19 protein-coding genes are annotated in these 16,688 nt (G+C 68.9%); 8 read left to right on the forward strand and 11 right to left on the reverse strand.

The features are described from left to right. The first annotated feature begins 101 nt into the window (after positions 1 to 101). A complete protein-coding gene (locus C3942_RS10305; RefSeq protein WP_104230310.1) occupies positions 102 to 2,003 on the forward strand; it encodes an ATP-binding cassette domain-containing protein in 1,902 nt (633 codons plus the stop codon). An 89-nt stretch (positions 2,004 to 2,092) separates the two neighbouring features. Here C3942_RS10305 and C3942_RS10310 read toward each other — a convergent pair whose 3' ends face one another. The 5 genes from C3942_RS10310 to C3942_RS10330 all read right to left on the reverse strand — a co-directional run bounded on the left by C3942_RS10310 (position 2,093) and on the right by C3942_RS10330 (position 6,178). Beyond that, positions 2,093 to 3,001: a UDP-2,3-diacylglucosamine diphosphatase gene (locus C3942_RS10310; RefSeq protein ID WP_104230311.1), complete on the reverse strand. Its 909-nt coding sequence runs from the start codon at positions 2,999 to 3,001 to the stop codon at positions 2,093 to 2,095. An 89-nt stretch (positions 3,002 to 3,090) separates the two neighbouring features. Next, the gene (locus C3942_RS10315) at positions 3,091 to 3,741 is read right to left on the reverse strand and encodes an MBL fold metallo-hydrolase (RefSeq protein ID WP_104230312.1); all 651 of its coding nucleotides are present in this window, start codon (positions 3,739 to 3,741) and stop codon (positions 3,091 to 3,093) included. A gap of 10 nt (positions 3,742 to 3,751) precedes the next feature. After that, positions 3,752 to 4,459, reverse strand: a complete 708-nt coding sequence (locus C3942_RS10320) for a phosphoadenylyl-sulfate reductase (RefSeq protein ID WP_104230313.1) — start codon at positions 4,457 to 4,459, stop codon at positions 3,752 to 3,754. 102 nt (positions 4,460 to 4,561) lie between these two features. Then, on the reverse strand, positions 4,562 to 5,020 hold the full coding sequence (locus C3942_RS10325) for a YchJ family protein (protein ID WP_104230507.1): 459 nt from the start codon (positions 5,018 to 5,020) through the stop codon (positions 4,562 to 4,564). 36 nt (positions 5,021 to 5,056) lie between these two features. Continuing rightward, positions 5,057 to 6,178 carry a mechanosensitive ion channel family protein gene (locus C3942_RS10330; RefSeq protein WP_165797410.1) on the reverse strand — a complete coding sequence of 374 codons (1,122 nt, stop codon included), beginning with the start codon at positions 6,176 to 6,178 and terminating at the stop codon, positions 5,057 to 5,059. Positions 6,179 to 6,306: 128 nt separating this feature from the next. Between C3942_RS10330 and C3942_RS10335 the strand changes: the two genes are divergently transcribed. The 3 genes from C3942_RS10335 to C3942_RS10345 are packed head-to-tail and all read left to right on the forward strand — an operon-like array spanning position 6,307 to position 7,492. Beyond that, positions 6,307 to 6,531 (forward strand): AbrB/MazE/SpoVT family DNA-binding domain-containing protein, encoded by a 225-nt coding sequence (locus C3942_RS10335; RefSeq protein WP_104230315.1) that lies wholly within the window; start codon positions 6,307 to 6,309, stop codon positions 6,529 to 6,531. Further along, positions 6,531 to 6,977, forward strand: coding sequence for a type II toxin-antitoxin system death-on-curing family toxin (locus C3942_RS10340; protein ID WP_104230316.1), 447 nt, complete (start codon positions 6,531 to 6,533; stop codon positions 6,975 to 6,977). Before C3942_RS10335 ends, C3942_RS10340 begins: the two co-directional genes overlap by 1 nt. Before the next feature lie 2 nt (positions 6,978 to 6,979). Then, the gene (locus C3942_RS10345) at positions 6,980 to 7,492 is read left to right on the forward strand and encodes a hypothetical protein (protein WP_104230317.1); all 513 of its coding nucleotides are present in this window, start codon (positions 6,980 to 6,982) and stop codon (positions 7,490 to 7,492) included. On the opposite strand, the gene C3942_RS10350 is transcribed toward C3942_RS10345, so the two are convergent. The 3 genes from C3942_RS10350 to C3942_RS10360 all read right to left on the reverse strand — a co-directional run bounded on the left by C3942_RS10350 (position 7,485) and on the right by C3942_RS10360 (position 9,697). Then, on the reverse strand, positions 7,485 to 8,075 hold the full coding sequence (locus tag C3942_RS10350) for a DUF938 domain-containing protein (protein ID WP_104230318.1): 591 nt from the start codon (positions 8,073 to 8,075) through the stop codon (positions 7,485 to 7,487). The two genes, C3942_RS10345 and C3942_RS10350, sit on opposite strands and share 8 nt — an antisense overlap. 47 nt (positions 8,076 to 8,122) lie before the next feature. Beyond that, a complete protein-coding gene (locus C3942_RS10355) occupies positions 8,123 to 8,521 on the reverse strand; it encodes an MAPEG family protein (RefSeq protein WP_207766049.1) in 399 nt (132 codons plus the stop codon). An 87-nt stretch (positions 8,522 to 8,608) separates the two neighbouring features. Beyond that, entirely contained in the window at positions 8,609 to 9,697 is a 1,089-nt protein-coding gene (locus C3942_RS10360; protein ID WP_104230509.1) for an ATP-dependent 6-phosphofructokinase, read from the reverse strand. A 214-nt stretch (positions 9,698 to 9,911) separates the two neighbouring features. On the opposite strand from C3942_RS10360, the gene rsgA reads away from it, so the two are divergent. The 3 genes from rsgA (at position 9,912) to C3942_RS10375 (ending at position 12,663) form a co-directional block, all read left to right on the forward strand. Further along, complete coding sequence (gene rsgA / locus C3942_RS10365; RefSeq protein ID WP_104230319.1) at positions 9,912 to 10,940, forward strand: ribosome small subunit-dependent GTPase A; 1,029 nt, start codon at positions 9,912 to 9,914, stop codon at positions 10,938 to 10,940. A 93-nt stretch (positions 10,941 to 11,033) separates the two neighbouring features. Then, the gene (locus tag C3942_RS10370) at positions 11,034 to 12,227 is read left to right on the forward strand and encodes an RtcB family protein (protein WP_104230320.1); all 1,194 of its coding nucleotides are present in this window, start codon (positions 11,034 to 11,036) and stop codon (positions 12,225 to 12,227) included. A 133-nt stretch (positions 12,228 to 12,360) separates the two neighbouring features. Then, on the forward strand, positions 12,361 to 12,663 hold the full coding sequence (locus C3942_RS10375) for a GIY-YIG nuclease family protein (RefSeq protein WP_104230321.1): 303 nt from the start codon (positions 12,361 to 12,363) through the stop codon (positions 12,661 to 12,663). Between the two features lie 72 nt (positions 12,664 to 12,735). Here the strand turns inward: C3942_RS10375 and C3942_RS10380 are convergent, their stop codons facing one another. Together C3942_RS10380 and C3942_RS10385 are read right to left on the reverse strand one after the other, a co-directional pair. After that, a complete protein-coding gene (locus C3942_RS10380) occupies positions 12,736 to 13,161 on the reverse strand; it encodes a DUF1330 domain-containing protein (RefSeq protein WP_104230322.1) in 426 nt (141 codons plus the stop codon). Positions 13,162 to 13,243: 82 nt separating this feature from the next. Next, positions 13,244 to 15,109: an alpha/beta hydrolase family protein gene (locus C3942_RS10385; RefSeq protein ID WP_243393571.1), complete on the reverse strand. Its 1,866-nt coding sequence runs from the start codon at positions 15,107 to 15,109 to the stop codon at positions 13,244 to 13,246. A gap of 199 nt (positions 15,110 to 15,308) precedes the next feature. Here C3942_RS10385 and C3942_RS10390 point away from each other — a divergent pair, with 199 nt between their 5' ends. After that, positions 15,309 to 16,376, forward strand: a complete 1,068-nt coding sequence (locus tag C3942_RS10390) for a TauD/TfdA family dioxygenase (protein ID WP_165797411.1) — start codon at positions 15,309 to 15,311, stop codon at positions 16,374 to 16,376. Between the two features lie 6 nt (positions 16,377 to 16,382). Here C3942_RS10390 and C3942_RS10395 read toward each other — a convergent pair whose 3' ends face one another. After that, positions 16,383 to 16,652 carry a hypothetical protein gene (locus C3942_RS10395; RefSeq protein ID WP_104230324.1) on the reverse strand — a complete coding sequence of 90 codons (270 nt, stop codon included), beginning with the start codon at positions 16,650 to 16,652 and terminating at the stop codon, positions 16,383 to 16,385. Between the last annotated feature and the right edge of the window lie 36 nt (positions 16,653 to 16,688).

A 16,688-nucleotide genomic window follows, 5' to 3' on the forward strand; every position in this document is an offset into this window, starting at 1 on the left:
CGCGATCCGCGGCAAAAAAGCCAAAAGATCGCGGCTGAAGCCGCTCCCGCAGGGAGACTGGCCGGGCGTCGGACGGTCCGATCCTCTAGAATCCGCCCCCCATGCTGACCTTCGCCAATGCCACGCTGCGCCGCGGTTCGCGCACGCTGCTCGAGAACCTGTCCTTCACCATCTACCCCGGCCAGCGCGTCGGGGTGGTCGGGCGCAACGGCACCGGCAAGTCGAGCCTGTTCTCGATGGTGCTGGGCCAGCTGCAGCCGGACCTGGGCGATGTCTCGATCCCGCGCAACATCACCATCGCCACCGTGGCGCAGGAAACCCCGGCGCTGCAGCAGTCGGCCCTGGACTTCGTGCTCGACGGCGACCGCGAGCTGCGCGCCACCGAGGCGGCGCTGACCCAGGCCGAGGAAGCCGAAGACCTCGACAAGCTGGCCAGCCTGCACGACCGCATGGCCGCCATCGGCGGCTACGCCGCACCGGCGCGCGCGGCCAAGCTGCTCGACGGCCTGGGCTTCTCCACCGCCGAGCAGTCGCGCGCGGTGGCGGATTTCTCGGGCGGATGGCGCATGCGCCTGAACCTGGGGCGCGCGCTGATGTGCCGCTCCGACCTGATGATGCTCGACGAGCCCACCAACCACCTCGACCTCGACGCGGTGCTGTGGCTGCAGGACTGGCTCTCCACCTACCCCGGCACGCTGCTGTCGGTCTCGCATGACCGCGAATTCCTCGATGCGGCCACCACCCACACCCTGCACCTGCAGGGCGGCACGGCGACGCTGTACAGCGGCAACTACTCGCAGTTCGAACGCATCCGCGCCGAGCGCCTGGCGCAGCAGCAGAGCGTGCACGAGCAGCAGAAGCGCCAGATCGCGCACCTGCAGTCCTTCGTGGACCGATTCAAGGCCGGCACCAAGGCGCGCCAGGCCCAGGCGCGCGTGAAGATGATCGAGCGCATCCAGGTCACCTCCGCGGTGGTGGCGGACCCGGAGTTCCAGTTCAGCTTCCCCAAGCCGGAGCGCCTGCCCTCGCCGCTGATCCACTGCGACAAGGTGGCGGTGGGCTACGGCGAGCGCACGGTGCTGAGCGGCATCCGCGTCGGCCTGGAGCCGGGCGACCGCATCGGCCTGCTGGGCCCCAACGGCGCCGGCAAGTCCACCTTCGTGCGCCTGCTGGCCGGCGAGCTGGAAGCCCGCGCCGGCGCCCTCACCCGCTCGCCCTACCTGCGCGTGGGCTACTTCGCCCAGCACCAGGTGGAACACCTGGACCTCAAGGCCTCGCCGATCCTGCACCTGCAGCGCATGGCGCCGCGGGCCAGGGAACAGGACCTGCGCGACTTCCTGGGCAGCTTCAATTTCCGCGGCGACCGCGCCTTCGAGGCGATCGAGCCGTTCTCCGGCGGCGAGAAGGCGCGCCTGGCCCTGGCCCTGGTGGTCTACGGCAAGCCCAACCTGCTGCTGCTCGACGAGCCGACCAACCACCTGGACCTGGACATGCGCCAGGCCCTGGAGATGGCGCTGCAGGACTTCGCCGGCAGCGTGGTGCTGGTCTCGCACGACCGCCACCTGATCGCGGCGACCTGCGACGAGTTGTGGCGGGTCTCCGACGGCGAGGTGGCGGTCTTCGACGGCGACCTGGACGACTACGCGCGCTGGCTGGCGCAGCGCCGCAGCGGCCAGGGCACCGGCAAGCCGGCCAAGGTGGCCAAGGCCACGGCGGAAGCGGCGATCCCGATGGCGCCCAAGCGCCGGCCCGAGGAACAGCGCGCGGCGGAGAAGCCCTTCCGCGAGGCGATCCGCACGCTGGACGCGAAGATGGCCAAGCTGCAGCAGCGCCTCAAGGCGCTGGAGGGCGAGCTGGCCGACCCGGGCCTCTACGAGGCCGGCCAGCGCGGCAAGCTGCAGAAGCTGACGCAGGAACAGACCGAGAAGCGCGCCGAACTGGAGAGCTGCGAGGAGCAGTGGCTGGCGGCGTCGGAAGAGCTGGAGAAGCTGCAGCAATATTGAGGCACGCGGCGCCTTCATCCCTGTAGGAGCGGCCGTTGGCCGCGAAGATCGTGGACGTCCGAGACGTCCATCGCGGCCAGCGGCCGCTCCTACGGGGTCGCGCCGGCTTCCGCCTTGCCCCGCCGCGCCCGCACCCTCGCGACCACCCGCTTCAGGGGCTCCGCCACGCGCCGCCGCGGGCTGCGCACCGCCGGCTTGCGCGCCTGGCTGGCCGCCTTGCGGCGCGGGGCCGGCTTCCGCTGCGGCTCCCACTTGAGGATGCGGATCTCGCCCTGGAAGTCTTCGGCCAGGGCCGTGCAACTTTCCACCCAGTCGCCGCAGTTGTAGCTGATGACGCCGTTGCGGATGTAGCGCACCTCGGCGTGATGGGTATGGCCGGTGACGACGCCGTTCAGGCCCTCGCGGCGGGCGCGGGTCAGCATCTTCTCGTCCACGCCGGACAGCCACTGGGTCAGCGACTTGGCCTGGTTCTTCACCAGGGCCGACCACTTGGGCATGGGCTCCGCCACGTCGTTCCAGCGCTGCCAGGCCACGTCCGCACGCATCAGCAGGGTATAGGCCAGGTCGGAGGCATGCGCCAGCAGCGGCATGCCGCTGACCACCTCGTCGAAGACATCGCCGTGGATCACCAGCAGGCGGCGGCCGTCGGCGGTGGTATGCACCGCTTCGTTGGCCAGCCGGATGCGGCCCAGGCGCAGCTGCTTGCGCACGAACTGGCGCAGGAAGTCGTCATGGTTGCCGGCGATGTAGTGGACCTTGGTGCCGCGCCGCGCCTTGGCGATCACCGCGTGCAGCACGCGGCTGTGGTCGGGCGGCCAATAGAAGCGGCTGCGCAGCTTCCAGCCGTCGAAGATGTCGCCGACCAGGTAGAGGTTCTCGCATTCATTCTGCCGGAGGAATTCGACCAGGGCGTGCGCCTTGCAACCCTCCGAGCCCAGATGGACGTCGGAAATCCACAGCGTGCGGTGCCTGCGCACCGAAGGCTTCTTCCTGCTCATGTCGACTCCTGCGAGCCTGCAGGAGTCACCAATGGCTCCCGAGGCAATATTCACTTCGCAAGAAGCAGACCAGCCGCCCCCGGTGGAGTTCAGCCGACTGTGCGGTCCGACACGTAGGGGTTGGAGCGCCGCTCGGCACCGAAGCTCGACATGGGTCCGTGGCCCGGCACGAAGCGGGTGTCGTCGCCCAGCGGGAACAGCCGCTCGCGGATCGCGCGGATCAGGTCGGCATGGTTGCCGCGGGGGAAGTCGGTGCGGCCGATGGAGCCCTGGAACAGCACGTCGCCGACGAAGGCCAGCTTCGAGGGAGCATGGTGGAACACCACGTGCCCGGGGGTATGACCCGGGCAGTGCAGCACGTCCAGGCTCAGGCTGCCCAGGGTGACGGTATCGCCCTGCTCCAGCCAGCGGGTCGGCGTGAAGGCCCGGGCCGGCGGGAACCCGTAGGCGGCGGCGTCCTGGGGCAGGCGCTGGATCCAGAAATCGTCCTCGCGCTGCGGGCCTTCGATCGGCAGGCCCAGGCGGTCGGCCAGGTCCTGCACGCCGCTGGCATGGTCCAGGTGGCCGTGGGTGACCAGCAGCTTTTCCAGCGTGACGCCGTGATGGGCAGCACGGGCCAGCAGATGCTCGATGTCGCCGCCGGCATCCACCAGGGCACCCTTCATGGTTTCGGTGTCCCAGATCAGCGAGCAGTTCTGCTCGAAGGCGGTGACCGGGATGATCTCGACGCGCAGGCTCATGCGGGCGGGCTCAGAGGTGCAGGCCGCACTCGGTCTTGGGCTTGCCCTGCCAGCGGCCGGCGCGGCCTTCGCCCGGCACGGTGCAGTGCGAGCAGCCGATGGAGGAATAGCCCTTGTCCACCAGCGGGTGCAGCTGCAGGGCATGCTCGCGGATGTATTCGTCGCGCTGCTCGCGGGTGACGTCGATCATCGGGTTGAACTTGACGATGCCGCGGCGCTCCTCGAACACCGGCAGCGTCGCGCGGTGGTCGGTCTGCCAGCGCATCAGGCTGGACACCCAGATATGGTACGCGGGCTTTGCGCTTTCCAGCGGCTCCACCTTGTTGACCGAGCAGCAGAAGTCCGGGTCTCGCGACCAGGTCTTCTCGCTCACGGTGAACTGGTGCTTCCAGTCCTCGGCCTTCAGGTCGAAGACCTCCAGGCCGAACTCGGCGATCAGGAAGTCCTTGTAGGCCAGGGTCTCCGGGAAGTGGAACCCGGTGTCGATGAAGGCCACCTTCTGGCTCGGACGGATGCGCGAGATGATGTGCAGGAAGTGCGCCGAGGTGGCGGCGAAGGAGGAGGTGACCAGCACCTTGTCCTCCGGGAAGTCGCGGTACAGCTCGCGCAGGCGGTGCTCGAAATCCAGCGGCGCGTACTTCTCGTTCAGCGCGGCGATCCGCTCGGCGCTGAGGCCGGCGCTGTTGGCGGGGGTGGGTACGGCTTCTGCGATCGACACGAAACTTTCCTTGCGGACGGCTGGGAAACCCCGAAACGGGGCGCCAATTCTAAGGCTTTTGTCTATCCCAGGCCTCTTATGGGCAGAAAAGCTCTAAGGAAATCAGCCTTTCCGCCCCTTTCCGCCCGGGGCCGCCGTGGCTTCCGGCTCGGGGAAGCTGCCATCCAGGTATAGCCAGCGGCCGCCCACGCGCTCGAAGCGGCTCAGCTCCCGCAGGCGCTGTGCGCTGCCGCCGCCGATGCGGTAGCGGGCCACGAACTCCACCTCGGCATGGTCGGCATCCTGCGGCAGGTGACGCAGCACCTTGAGCCCCAGCCAGGCGGTACGCGGCTGCTCCGGGCCCAGGTCCAGGGCCTGCGGCCGGGTGGAGGGGTGCCAGGTATCGAGCAGGTAGCCCTCCAGGCCGGAGAAATAGGCGCTGTAGCGCGAGCGCATCAGGGCTTCCGCCGTGGGCGGCAGGGACGCTCCCAGGTGGAAGGGCTCGCAGCAGGCGGCGTAGGCCGCGCCGGAGCCGCAGGGGCAGGTCGGCCCCGCGGCCTGGTTGGAGACAGGTCGGGTCATCTGCGGATTGTGCTGCACCGCTCCCTCCCCTGCATCTCAGTGCGCGCTGCCCGCCTTGGTCCCGTTGCCGGCGCCCAGCGGTGCTCCCTCGGCCTCGAAGCGCAGGGGCCGCTCCATGACCAGCGACTGGCGCGGCAGGCCGAAGACGACCTCCGCGCTCTTCAGCGCGCGCATGATCTCCAGGTTCACCGCCTGCTGGATGTCCATGTACAGGTTGTAGTCCGGATCCGTGACCCAGTAGACCGTTTCGAATACCAGCGAGTATTCGCCGAACTTCTGGAAATGGGCCCGCTCGAAGCGGACCTTGGGCTGCCCCTCGATGATGCGGCGGATCGTCGGCGGAATCCGCTCGATCTGCTCCGGGGACGTGTCGTAGGACACCCCGAAGCTGAAGACCACGCGGCGCTCCACCATGCGCTTGTAGTTGCGCAGGCGGGTCTTGAGCAGATCGCTGTTGGAGAAGACGATCTGCTCGCCATCCAGGCTGCGGATGCGCGTGGTCTTCAGGCCCACGTTTTCCACCGTGCCCATGTAGTTGTCCACGATGATGAAGTCGCCGATCACGAAAGGCTTGTCGACGACGATGGACAGCGACGCGAAGAGATCGCCCAGGATGTTCTGGACGGCCAGTGCCACGGCTACGCCGCCGATGCCCAGGCCCGCGACCAGGGCCGTGATGTTGATGCCGAAGTTGTCCAGCACCAGCAGCAGGATCACCGTCCACAGCACCATCTGCGCCAGGAAGCCGATCGCGGAAAGGCTGGTGGCGGCGCTGGCATTGGAGGCCAGGGCCTTGGCGCGCGAGCGGTCCATCCAGAAGCGGAGTGCCGCCCCGGCCCAGAACCCCAGCTGCAGGAAGAAGGCCGCCGCCGTGACCATCTTCAGCACACCGCCGTGCCGGTCCGGCAGCGTCAGGTAATGGCTGCCGATGGACAGCGCGAAGATCACCACCAGCCAGAGCCGGGTAGCGCGCAGCGCCGCGACCATGGCGTCGTCGATTTGCGTGCGCGAGCGCAGCGCCTGGGCTTCCAGCCGGCGAAGCAGGATCGGCTTCACCAGATAGACCGTCAGGGCCACGGCCGCCGACAGGCCCAGCGCGACCAGCCAATCCTTGGGGGTGCCGCCGTAGACGGCAGCCTCGAGCCATTGCGGGTCCATCCTTGAACTCCTTGATTCCCGGCGCCTTCCTGGCACCGACACTGCCTTTTGGAGTCCGCGGCGCGGCGATCCGTTCCCTGGCCTGAGAACGTACATACGTTCGTTATAATCAGGCCCGGAGGTTCATCATGAAACTGAAGATCACCACCGTGGGCAATTCCGCCGGCGTCGTCCTGCCCAAGGAATTGCTGGCCCGGCTGCGCCTGGACAAGGGCGACACGCTCTACGTCACCGAACTGCCGGATGGCGTGAAGCTGCAGGCCTATGATCCCGCGTTTGCGGCACAGATGGATGTGGCGGAACGCATCATGCGGGAGGACCGCGACCTGCTGCGGCGCCTGGCGGACAGCTGATGATCGCCTGGATCGAACGCGCGCTGGCCTTGGCGATCCATGACCGCCAACTCGCCGAGCATGGGGGCGTGCCCGGCGTGCGCGACGAAAACCTTCTGGCCTGCGCCCTCGCCGGCTCGCAGCAGCTGCATCACTCTGGCGATCCGCCCCCCGATCTCGCCGACCTTGCGGCGACGCTGGCCTATGCCATGGCGCGCAATCACCCCTTCGTGGATGGCAACAGGCGGACAGCCTATATCGTCTCCCGCGTTTTCCTGGCGCTCAACGGCGTGGAGCTGATCGCCTCGGCCGAAGAGAAGTACCTGTCGGTCCTCGCACTGGCCGAAGGACGGATGCCGCCGGGGGAACACGCCGCATGGCTGCGGCGGAACAGCCGCCGCGACGGACCGGAGCAGGTGCAGGTGCAGGTGCAGGAAACCGCACCCCGCTGCAAGGCCACGACCTGAGCATGCAGCTCCACCAGATCAACATCCAGTACGACATGGCGCAGGACCGCCTGCTGCTGCGCGTCAGCACGCGCGACCGGCAGGAATACCGCCTGTGGCTGACGCGGCGCTTCACGGCGCTGTGGTGGCCGGCGCTGTTCGAGGTGCTGGGACACAACGAGGCCGTGCGCCGCCAGGGCGACCCGGAGCTGCAGAAGGCCGTGCTGGAGTTCCAGCACCAGACCGCGCTGCAGGGCACCGATTTCCGCCAGCGCTTCGACGCCGAGGAACTGGCGCAGGGCATGGCGCCGCTGCTGGTGCACAAGGTGCAGATGCGGCGCGACGGCGAGGAGCACTACCTGCTGGTGTTCTCGCCGCAGGAGGGCCCGGGCCTGGAGGTACGCCTGCCCGAGAGGATCATGCACGCGCTGGCGCGGTTGCTGACCGAGGGCGTGAAGCAGGCGGACTGGGGCATCGCCGCACCCGCCGCCGCACAGCCGGACCTGCCGCCCGCCGCGGAGCGCCGGCTCAACTGAGCTGCCAGACCCGGCAGCGGTTGTTGGCCGGCATGGCGTGATCCTGCAGCAGTCTCAGCCCGCCCTGCGCCGCCAGCTCATCCACCGCCTCGGCATCGCGGATGCCGCGCCGCGGGTCGGCGTGCTTCAAGGCCGTGTCGAAGTCGGCGTTGCTCGGGCTGGTGAAGCGGCCGCCGTAGTTGAAGGGGCCGTAGATCGCCAGCTTCGCACCCGGCACCATCACCTCCGGCAGGCGGCGGAACATCTCGCGCACCTCCTCCCAGCCCATGATGTGCAGGGTGTTGGCACTGAACACGGCGTCGTATTCCCGCCCTGGCCAGTCGGCCTGGTTGACGTCCAGCACCAGCGGCGGCGGCGTGTTGGGCAGCGCCGCATCCTCCAGCCACAGGCGGATGCCGTGCAGGTTCTCCTCGCGGTCCGCGCTCTGCCAGACCAGCGGCAGCGCGGCGGCGAAATGCACGGCGTGCTGCCCGGTACCGCTGCCGATCTCCAGCACGCGGCGGCGGTCGCCGAAATGCTCGCGCAGCACCGCGAGGATCGGCTCGCGGTTGCGCTCGCAGGAGGCGGAGTAGGGTTTGTTCATGGGACCTGCCGGTCCCACCGCGGCCGCAGCGGCACTGGCAGGTCCTCCTACACCAGCAGCGCGGCGATGCCGCGCCACAGGCACAGCAGGCCCGTGACCAGCAGCAGCAGGAAGGTCAGCGCCGTGCCCCAGAAGCGGCCGAACTTCCACTTCTGCGTGTAGGACAGCGCGATGCCGTGCAGCAGGCGCGCCAGCAGCAGCGTGGCGCCGAGCAGGTGCAGCAGCCAGGGCGGCGTGGCGCCGCCGGTTTCCAGCATCGCCAGCAGCAGCAGGATCAGCGGCACGTACTCGGCGAAGTTGCCGTGCCCGCGGATGCGGCGCAGCAGTTCCTGGTCGCCGCCGTCGCCCAGGCTCACGCCATGGCCGCGCTGCTGCACGACCCGATAGCTGAGCGCCAGGAACAGGATCGCCAGCGCGCCGGCGTAGAGCGGTGTGATGGTCAGCATGGTCTCCCCTTCGTTGGATGCGCCTAGGCTAGCGCATTGCCGGGTTTATTTTTATTTATGAATAGTTATATGCAATTTAATATAAAATCAAACATCGCCGATATAGGTTCCAACGCCGCGCGCCGTGGCGATCAGCGGATCGTCCGGCTGCAGCAGCCGCGAACCCACGGTGACGGCCGACAGCGGCACGTCCACCACCCCGCGATCCTGCCAGGCCACCATGCGCGAGAAGCGCCGCTCGGCGACCAGCCTCACCGCATGCACGCCGAAGGCCGAGGCCAGCAGGCGGTCGCGCGGCGAAGGCGTGCCGCCGCGCTGCAGGTGCCCGAGCACGGTGACGCGGGTCTCCGCGCCCAGGCGGCGGCTGATCTCGCGCTCCAGGTAGTAGCCGACACCGCCATAGCGCAGCTGCTCGCCCGGCAGGCTGATCGACACCGGCTTGCCTTCCTCGGTCTTCACGCCCTCGGCCACCACCAGCAAGGCATGCGAGCGCCCCTGCGACAGCACGCGGCGCAGGTGCGCCACCAGGCCGTCGAGGGTATAGGGCAACTCGGGCACCAGGATCACGTCGGCCCCGCCGGCGATGCCGCCGTTGAGTGCGATGTGGCCGGCATCCCGCCCCATGGTTTCCAGGATCATCACCCGGTGGTGGCTGGCTGCAGTGGGCTGCAGGCGGTCCAGCGCATCGGTGACGACGTTGATCGCGGAAGCGAAGCCCACGGCGTACTCGGTGCCATGCACATCGTTGTCGATGGTCTTGGGCACGCCGACCATGCCGATGCCGGCCTGCTCGCAGAGCCGGCTGAGGATGCGCATGGAACCGTCGCCGCCGATGACCACCAGCGCATCCAGCCCCAGTTCGCGCACCCCGGCCGCAAAGTCCCCGGAGCGGTCGCGGAAGCTGCCGTCCGGCTGCGGGAAGCGGAAGGGATCGCCCTTGTTGGTGGTGCCCAGGAAGGTGCCGCCCTCGCGCAGCAGGCCTTCGTCGAACGAATCCGCGTGCAGCTCGCGGTAGCGCGGCGGTTTCTCCATCAGGCCCAGGGAGCCGTCGAGGACGCCCAGCACGCGCCAGCCGCAGACCCGGTTGGCGTGATAGGTCACGGCACGGATCACCGCGTTGAGGCCGGCGCAGTCGCCGCCGCTGGTCAATACACCGAGGGTCTTGATGTCCTTCATGCGGACCTTCTTCAGCAAGCTTGCTGATGAGAGTAGCGCAGCTCCCGGATGGTTCGGGTCAAGGGGCGGCAAGCCGGCGTATACTCCCTGCCGGAATATGACCGACCTTGCCTGACCTGCTCCGCCCTCGCGGCGGAATGCGCTCTCCACCCGGCATCACGCATGCCGGACTTCTTGCGGCTGCCCGGTGCAGCCCCATACAGGTCAGGATTCCATGTCATCTCCCATGCTCTACGGCGCGCTGCGCCGCATCGGCTTTCCCATCCGCTACATCCCGCTGCTGCCCGGCGACGGCAGCACCCTGCCCGCGCGCGTGATCGCACGCCATCGCGACCGCTGCGAACTGCACGACGGCAGCCGGGTCTTCGACGCCCTCTTCAGTCCCGGGGAAGACCCCCTGGCGGGTGACTGGGCGCTCTGGAGCGCGTGCGGCGGCGAGCGCCGCATCGTCTCGCTGCTGCCGCGCCTCAACCTGATCCGCCGCGGCCGTGCCGACGGGGAGTCCCAGCCGCTGGTCGCCAATATCGATACCGCCCTGCTGGTCATGGGCCTGGACGGCAACTACAGGCCCAACCGCCTGGAACGCTTCCTGCTGCTGGCGCGTGCCTCCGAGACCACGCCTGTCGTGGTGCTGACCAAGGCCGACCTCTGCGGCGAGGCCGAGGCACGCATCGCCCAGGTGCGGCGCCTGTGCGGCGATGTCACCGCGGTGCTGCACGGCGATGCGCGCGACCCGCAATTGCGCGAAGCGCTGGGGCCCTGGTGCGGCGAGGGCCAGACGCTGGTGCTGCTGGGTTCCTCGGGCGTGGGCAAGTCCACGCTCTGCAACACGCTGCTGGGCGAGTCCGCGCAGGCGACCGGCGCGGTCAGCGCGGAGGGCGACCGCGGCCGTCACACCACGACGGCGCGGCGCCTGCTGTCCCTGCCCGACGGCGCCTGCATCATCGACACGCCGGGCCTGCGCGAACTGCGCCTGTCGGGCGACGAAACGCTGGGCGACGGCGCCTTCGAGGATATCGTGCGGCTGGCGGAGCACTGCCGCTACCGGGACTGCCGCCATGGCGGCGAGCCGGGGTGTGCGGTGCGCGGCCAGGTCGAGGAGGAACGCCTGGACAACTACCATAAGCTGGAGCGCGAGCTGGCGCACGCGCAGCAGAACGCATTGCAGAAGCGGGAGTCGAAGCAGGCGGACAAGGCGCTGCAGCGCGGCCTGCGGCGCTTCTATCGCGACCGTGATCGATAAACGCGGCGGGAAGGCGCCGCCTGCAGGGGCGAGTGGCCCTGCTTTTCCGGAACGAGGAGGATGCGACGCTCCGTGCAGGGTCGCAGGAACACCATGAGCATCAAGCAGGAAATCACCACCGGCCACGTGCCGGTGAAGATCTGGACCGAAGACATCGACGAGGCGTCCCGCCAGCAGCTGGCCAACATCGCCGGCCTGCCCTTCGTGCATCACCACGTGGCCGCGATGCCCGACGTGCACCTGGGGATCGGGGCGACGGTGGGCTCGGTGATCGCCACGCGCCAGGCCATCGTGCCGGCGGCCGTCGGCGTGGACATCGGCTGCGGCATGGCCGCGGTCCGCACCACGCTGACCGCCGAGGACCTGGACGGGAAGCGCCTCGACAACGTCTTCCGCCAGATCGGCCGCGACGTGCCGGTGGGCCGTGACCAGCACCGCGCGGACCGCGCGCCAGCCGAGGCGGCCGCGTCCTTCGGACCCGGGCTGCGGGCGATCCTGGAGAAGCATCCGAAGCTCGAGTCCCGCAAGGACCCGAACGGCTGGGTCTGCCAGCTGGGCAGCCTCGGCGGCGGCAACCACTTCATCGAGATCTGCCTGGACGAGGCCGGCCGCGTGTGGGTGATGCTGCACTCGGGCAGCCGCGGCGTCGGCAACCGCATCGGCACCTACTTCATCGAACGGGCCCGCGAGAAGGCACTGCGCATGGACCGCCAGCTGCCGGACCTGGACCTGGCCTGGCTCGACGAGGGTTCGCCGGACTTCGAGGACTACGTCGAAGCCGTGGGCTGGGCGCAGGACTACGCGCGCATGAACCGCGAAGTGATGCTGGGCCTGGTGCTGGCGGCGATGCGCCGCCACCTGCGCCCCTTCCAGGCCGTGGCCGAGGCGGTGAACTGCCACCACAACTACGTCTCGCGCGAGCATCACTACGAAGCCGATGTCTGGGTGACCCGCAAGGGCGCGATCCGCGCCGGCCGTGGCCAGCTGGGCATCATCCCGGGCAGCATGGGCGCCAAGAGCTACATCGTGCGCGGCAAGGGCAACCCCGAGAGCTTCGAATCCTGCTCGCACGGCGCCGGCCGCCGCATGAGCCGCACGCAGGCGCAGAAGCAGTACAGCACCTCGGACCTCGTACAGCAGACCGAGGGCGTGGTCTGCCGCAAGGACGTCGGCGTGGTCGACGAGATTCCGGCGGCGTACAAGGACATCGACCAGGTGATGGCCAACCAGACGGACCTGGTGGAAGTGGTGCACACGCTGAAGCAGGTGATGTGCGTGAAGGGGTGAAGAATGGCGGTGCTAACGCACCGCCATTCTCGTTGGATTCGACCCTTCCACGGCCCGCTCACCCCGAGTAGCCTCGTGAGCGCAGCGAGCGTGCGTATCGAGGGGCCTGCCCGAACCCTGATACGATCCGGCAATGCCCTTCTGGCTCTACATCCTTCACTGCGCCGACGGCTCGTACTACACCGGCCACACGGACAACCTTGAGCTGCGCATCGCCCAGCATGACGACGGAACGTTCAAGGGCTACACCGAGACGCGCAAGCCTGTGAAGCTAGTCTACAGCCAGGATTTTTCGAGCCGAAATGACGCACTGGCTGCGGAAATGCAAGTCAAGCGCTGGAGCCGTGCGAAGAAGGAAGCCCTGGTTCGTGGAGACCTGTCGGGATTGCAGGTCGCCGCGAGAAAGAGCTTCAGGAACATCGACCCACCGTTCTGAACGTGCCTCGATACGCACGCTCGCTACGCTCACGAGGCTACTCGGCATGAACGGTTCGGCTGGTGAATCCGGTCAGATTCCCACCTCATCCTTCGGCGTCCGCATCACCACCAGCCGCGAATCCTCCAGCGCCGCCGAGCGATGCACCGTCTCCGCCCGGTAGTCGGGATTGGCCACCATCTGCAGGAAGGCCTGCATCGACGGATAGCGCACCAGCAGTACCTCGTCCCAGCGTTCGTCCTCCGGCCCGATGAAGCGGCCGATGGCCTCGGCCAGGAACACCGGTTGGCCGCCGACGGCGCGCACGCGCTTCTCCGCCAGCAGCGAGTAGCGGCCGTAGGCCTCGCGCCCGCTGCAGGGTGCATGGCCAGAGCCTTGCGGGTAGGCCGCCTGCTCGCGGAAGCGCAGCAGGTTCAGCATCGTCACCGGCGTGTCCATCGGGATGCCGGTGGCGATGCGCTTGATGTCGGCGCCGCTGGGGTCGATCGTGCGGGTCATGAAGGAAGCTCCGGAGGAAGGGGATGGATGCGAAAAGGGCGGCACGCAGGCCGCCCTTTTCGCAGTGACGGTCAACGGGAATTCAGAGACCCTGGCGCGTGATTTCGGACGGATCCAGCAGCGGCAGCTGTACCGAGCCGCCCACCGTCAGCGCCGGCACCAGCAGGTCGCGCGACCAGGTCACCGGGAACTGCATGTGGAAGCCGTAGATCAGCAGCGCCAGTTCGTCGCCTTCGCCCAGGCGCTCGGCGATGCCGGTCATCTCGCCCGCATGCTCGCCGAAGCCGCGCACCGGCGTGAGCTGGTCGTCCACCAGGTCCCAGCGCGTGCTGCCGGCCTTGCGGTGGCCGATGCCCAGGAACAGGATCGGGTCGCAGGCGCCGATGCCCAGGGGCAGCGTGCACTCGTCCAGGCCCAGGCCGCCGGGCGCTGCAAGGTTCAGCGACATCGTCGGGATGCCGGCCAGCACGGCGCCGCCTGCCGGCGCGGTATACAGCGGCTGCGTCGCCAGCAGGGCCTCGCGGGCACCATTGCCGAGCACCGCGCCGACCACGCCCAGCGCCGAGTTGAACTGCGGGATGGAATCGTCGATCTCGAAGCTCGTGCCGCCGCGGCGCACCTTGCGCACGGTGATGGCATCGTCCGCGGCCAGGCTCAGGCAGATGTCCTTGCCGATCGGCATCGCCGCGTCCACCGCGCCGCGCTTGCCCTGCAGCTTCTCCTCGAACCAGGCGAACTGCATGTCGTCCAGCGCCAGCGAGCCGCAACTGCGGGCGCCGCCGGCATCCTGGAAGCCCGGCAGCGTCAGCGCGGCATAGAACGGATCCAGCGCCGCCTCCAGGTTGCTGCCCGGGGGAAGCGGCACGGTAGACACGCTCAGCGGCAGGATGTGGCCGCTCTCATGGGTGAGCAGGCGTACGTCGCCGCCGCGTGCCTTCAGGCACTCGTAGTTTTCCAGGCCGTTGTTGAAGTTGAACAGCGTGTCGCGGAAGCCCTGGGTGATCAGCGCGTCGATCTTGGCGAAGGGACGCGGCGCCACTTCCAGCGGATCGGGCTGGGCCAGCATGAAGCTCTGCGGGCCGGCCGGCTGGCCGTCGCAGAAGTAGGACACGCTGTGGTACTTGAAGAAGTTGTTGCCGCTCTCGGAGAAGCTGTTGCTGACCACCGCGCCGGTCAGGATCTCGAAGATGGCATTGTCCTGGCGGGTGCCGCCGCGCTCCAGGATGTCGAGCAGGCTGTTGAGCAGGACCAGCGGGTCCGGCGCGCCGCCACCCAGCAGCGTGCCCAGCAAGGGCAGCTCCGGCGCGGAGGTCAGCAGCAGGCCCCAGCCCGACTTCACCACGTTGTTGGGATTCAGCGAGTAGACCAGGTCATGCGGCGTGATGTCCGGGGCGATCACGCGCAGGCGCTGCTCCGGATCGGTGCCGGCCAGCAGGAACTGGTACATGCCGCCGTAGGAGCCGCCGTAGCTGCCCACCACCATGCGGCCATCGCCATGGCGGCGCAGGCCCTCGAGGTCCTCGGCCCAGTCGAGGATGCCGACCAGGTCCTGCCCCTCGAAGTCGGGCGACATCACGCGCACCTTGCCGCTGGACTCGCCGTTGCCGCGCTCGTCGATGGAGATGACGTAGTAGCCGGCGTCGCGCAGGCGCTGCTGGAAGCCGCTGGGCTCGATGTTGCGGCTGCCGCCATAGCCATGTCCCTGCAGCACCAGGGGGTAGGTCCTGCCCTTCTCCAGCTGCGTCGGCTCCATCACCTGGATCACCATGGTGTCGCCGGTCTTCTCCACCGGGACCTCCTGGCGGTAGACCTCGCCGGCACGGCTCTCGACCACCGGGTTCGTCGTCAGTCCGCCGCCGCCGCCGCTGCCGGCCACCTCGTCGCTGGACCCGCAGGCCGACAGGAACAGGATCGCCGCCCCAACCAGGGCTCCTCGCATCGCTTTCATATGAGTCCTCTCCTCAGAGGGACGGCTCGGCCCGGGGGGCGGCCGTTCTGCTTGTGAATATCCGCTGACGGGTATACGCGGCAGACAGGGCCTTGTCCATGGCCGAACCGGGCGAAAGCGGGGGTAGGGTATGGATTTCCCTGACCGGCGCTGGCCCCGGCGGGCCATAATCCGCGCACCAACCAGGCAAGGACGTCGGATGTACAAGTCGCTCAGAGCCCAGACCCTCCACTACTTCGCCCGTCCGCACGAGGGCATGCCGGACGGCCCGGTGGATTCACCGGCGGGCTGGCGCGGCGCCACCCTGCGCGAGCGCAGCGACTGGCAGTACCGCCTGGACCCGGCCGACGTCGAGGAATGCCGCGCCGCCGTCCGCCACGCCGAGGCCGGCGGCAAGCCGATGGCCGAGATGACCCGGGAGGACTTCCCGCTGCCGGGCCTGGCGGCGCGCATCGACATCTGGCGCCACGACATCCGCCACGGCCGCGGCTTCGTGCTGCTGCGCGGCCTGCCGGTGGCGCAGTGGACCGAGGCGCAGAGCGCGCTGTTCTACTGGGGCTTCGGCCATCACTTGGGCATCCCCGGCGCGCAGAACCCGCAGGGCGACCTGCTGGGCCACGTGCGCGACCAGCGCACCGGCGGCGACATCCGCTACTACCGCACCAACAAGGCCCTGGCGCCGCATTGCGACACCGCCGACGTGGTCGGCCTGCTGTGCCTGAAGACGGCGAAGAGCGGCGGCCTGTCGCGCATCGCCAGCTCCGTGGCGGTCTACAACGAGCTGCTGCGCCGCAAGCCGCAGCTGGTGCCGCGGCTGTTCGAGCCGATGTGGTTCGACACCAAGGGCGAGGGCGGCATCCCCGCCTACCCCATCGCGCCCTGCCGCTATGCCGGCGGCGAGCTGCGCAGCTTCTGGCAGAGCGACTACTACCGCAGCGTGGGGCACCTGCCCCACGTGCCCAGGCTGAGCGCGGCCGAGCACGAGCTGCTGGATACCTACGACGAGATCGCCTCCGACCCGGAGTTCTGCCTGGACATGGACCTGCAGCCGGGCGACATCCAGCTGATCTCCAACCACACGATCCTGCACGCCCGCACCGGCTTCGAGGACTGGCCCGACCCGGACCAGCGCCGCCACCTGCTGCGGCTATGGCTGACGCTGCCGGAATCGCCGCCCCTGAAGCTGCAGCTGCTGCGCGGCGCCAGCTGGATCCGCAATACCGCGACGGCGGCGCGGGAGCTGCTGAGGGCCAAGCGCGCCGTCTGAGCTTCCTCAGGAACGCAGGGCGTCCCGGATGCGGCCATAGCCCTCGCGCAGGCTGTCCGCCAGCAGCCCGGCTGCCGCCTCGGCCTCCCGGCGCACATCGGCGCCCGCGACCGCGGCCCGTTCCAGGTGGGCTTTCATCTGGTCCAGCCCTGCATCGAGCTCGGCCAGGCGATCCCGCGCCTCTTCCTTCAGCAGGTGCGCCTGCAGGCCGATCTCGTCGCGCAGCAGGCGCACCAGCTGGGCATTGTTGTGCAGGGCGGTTTCGATCTGGGACATGGGTGGCTCCGGTCTGGGGTGTGCCGCCAGTGTCGG

The sequence above is a fragment of the Solimonas fluminis genome, from assembly GCF_002930645.1.
GTDB classification, from domain to species: Bacteria; Pseudomonadota; Gammaproteobacteria; order Nevskiales; family Nevskiaceae; genus Solimonas_A; species Solimonas_A fluminis.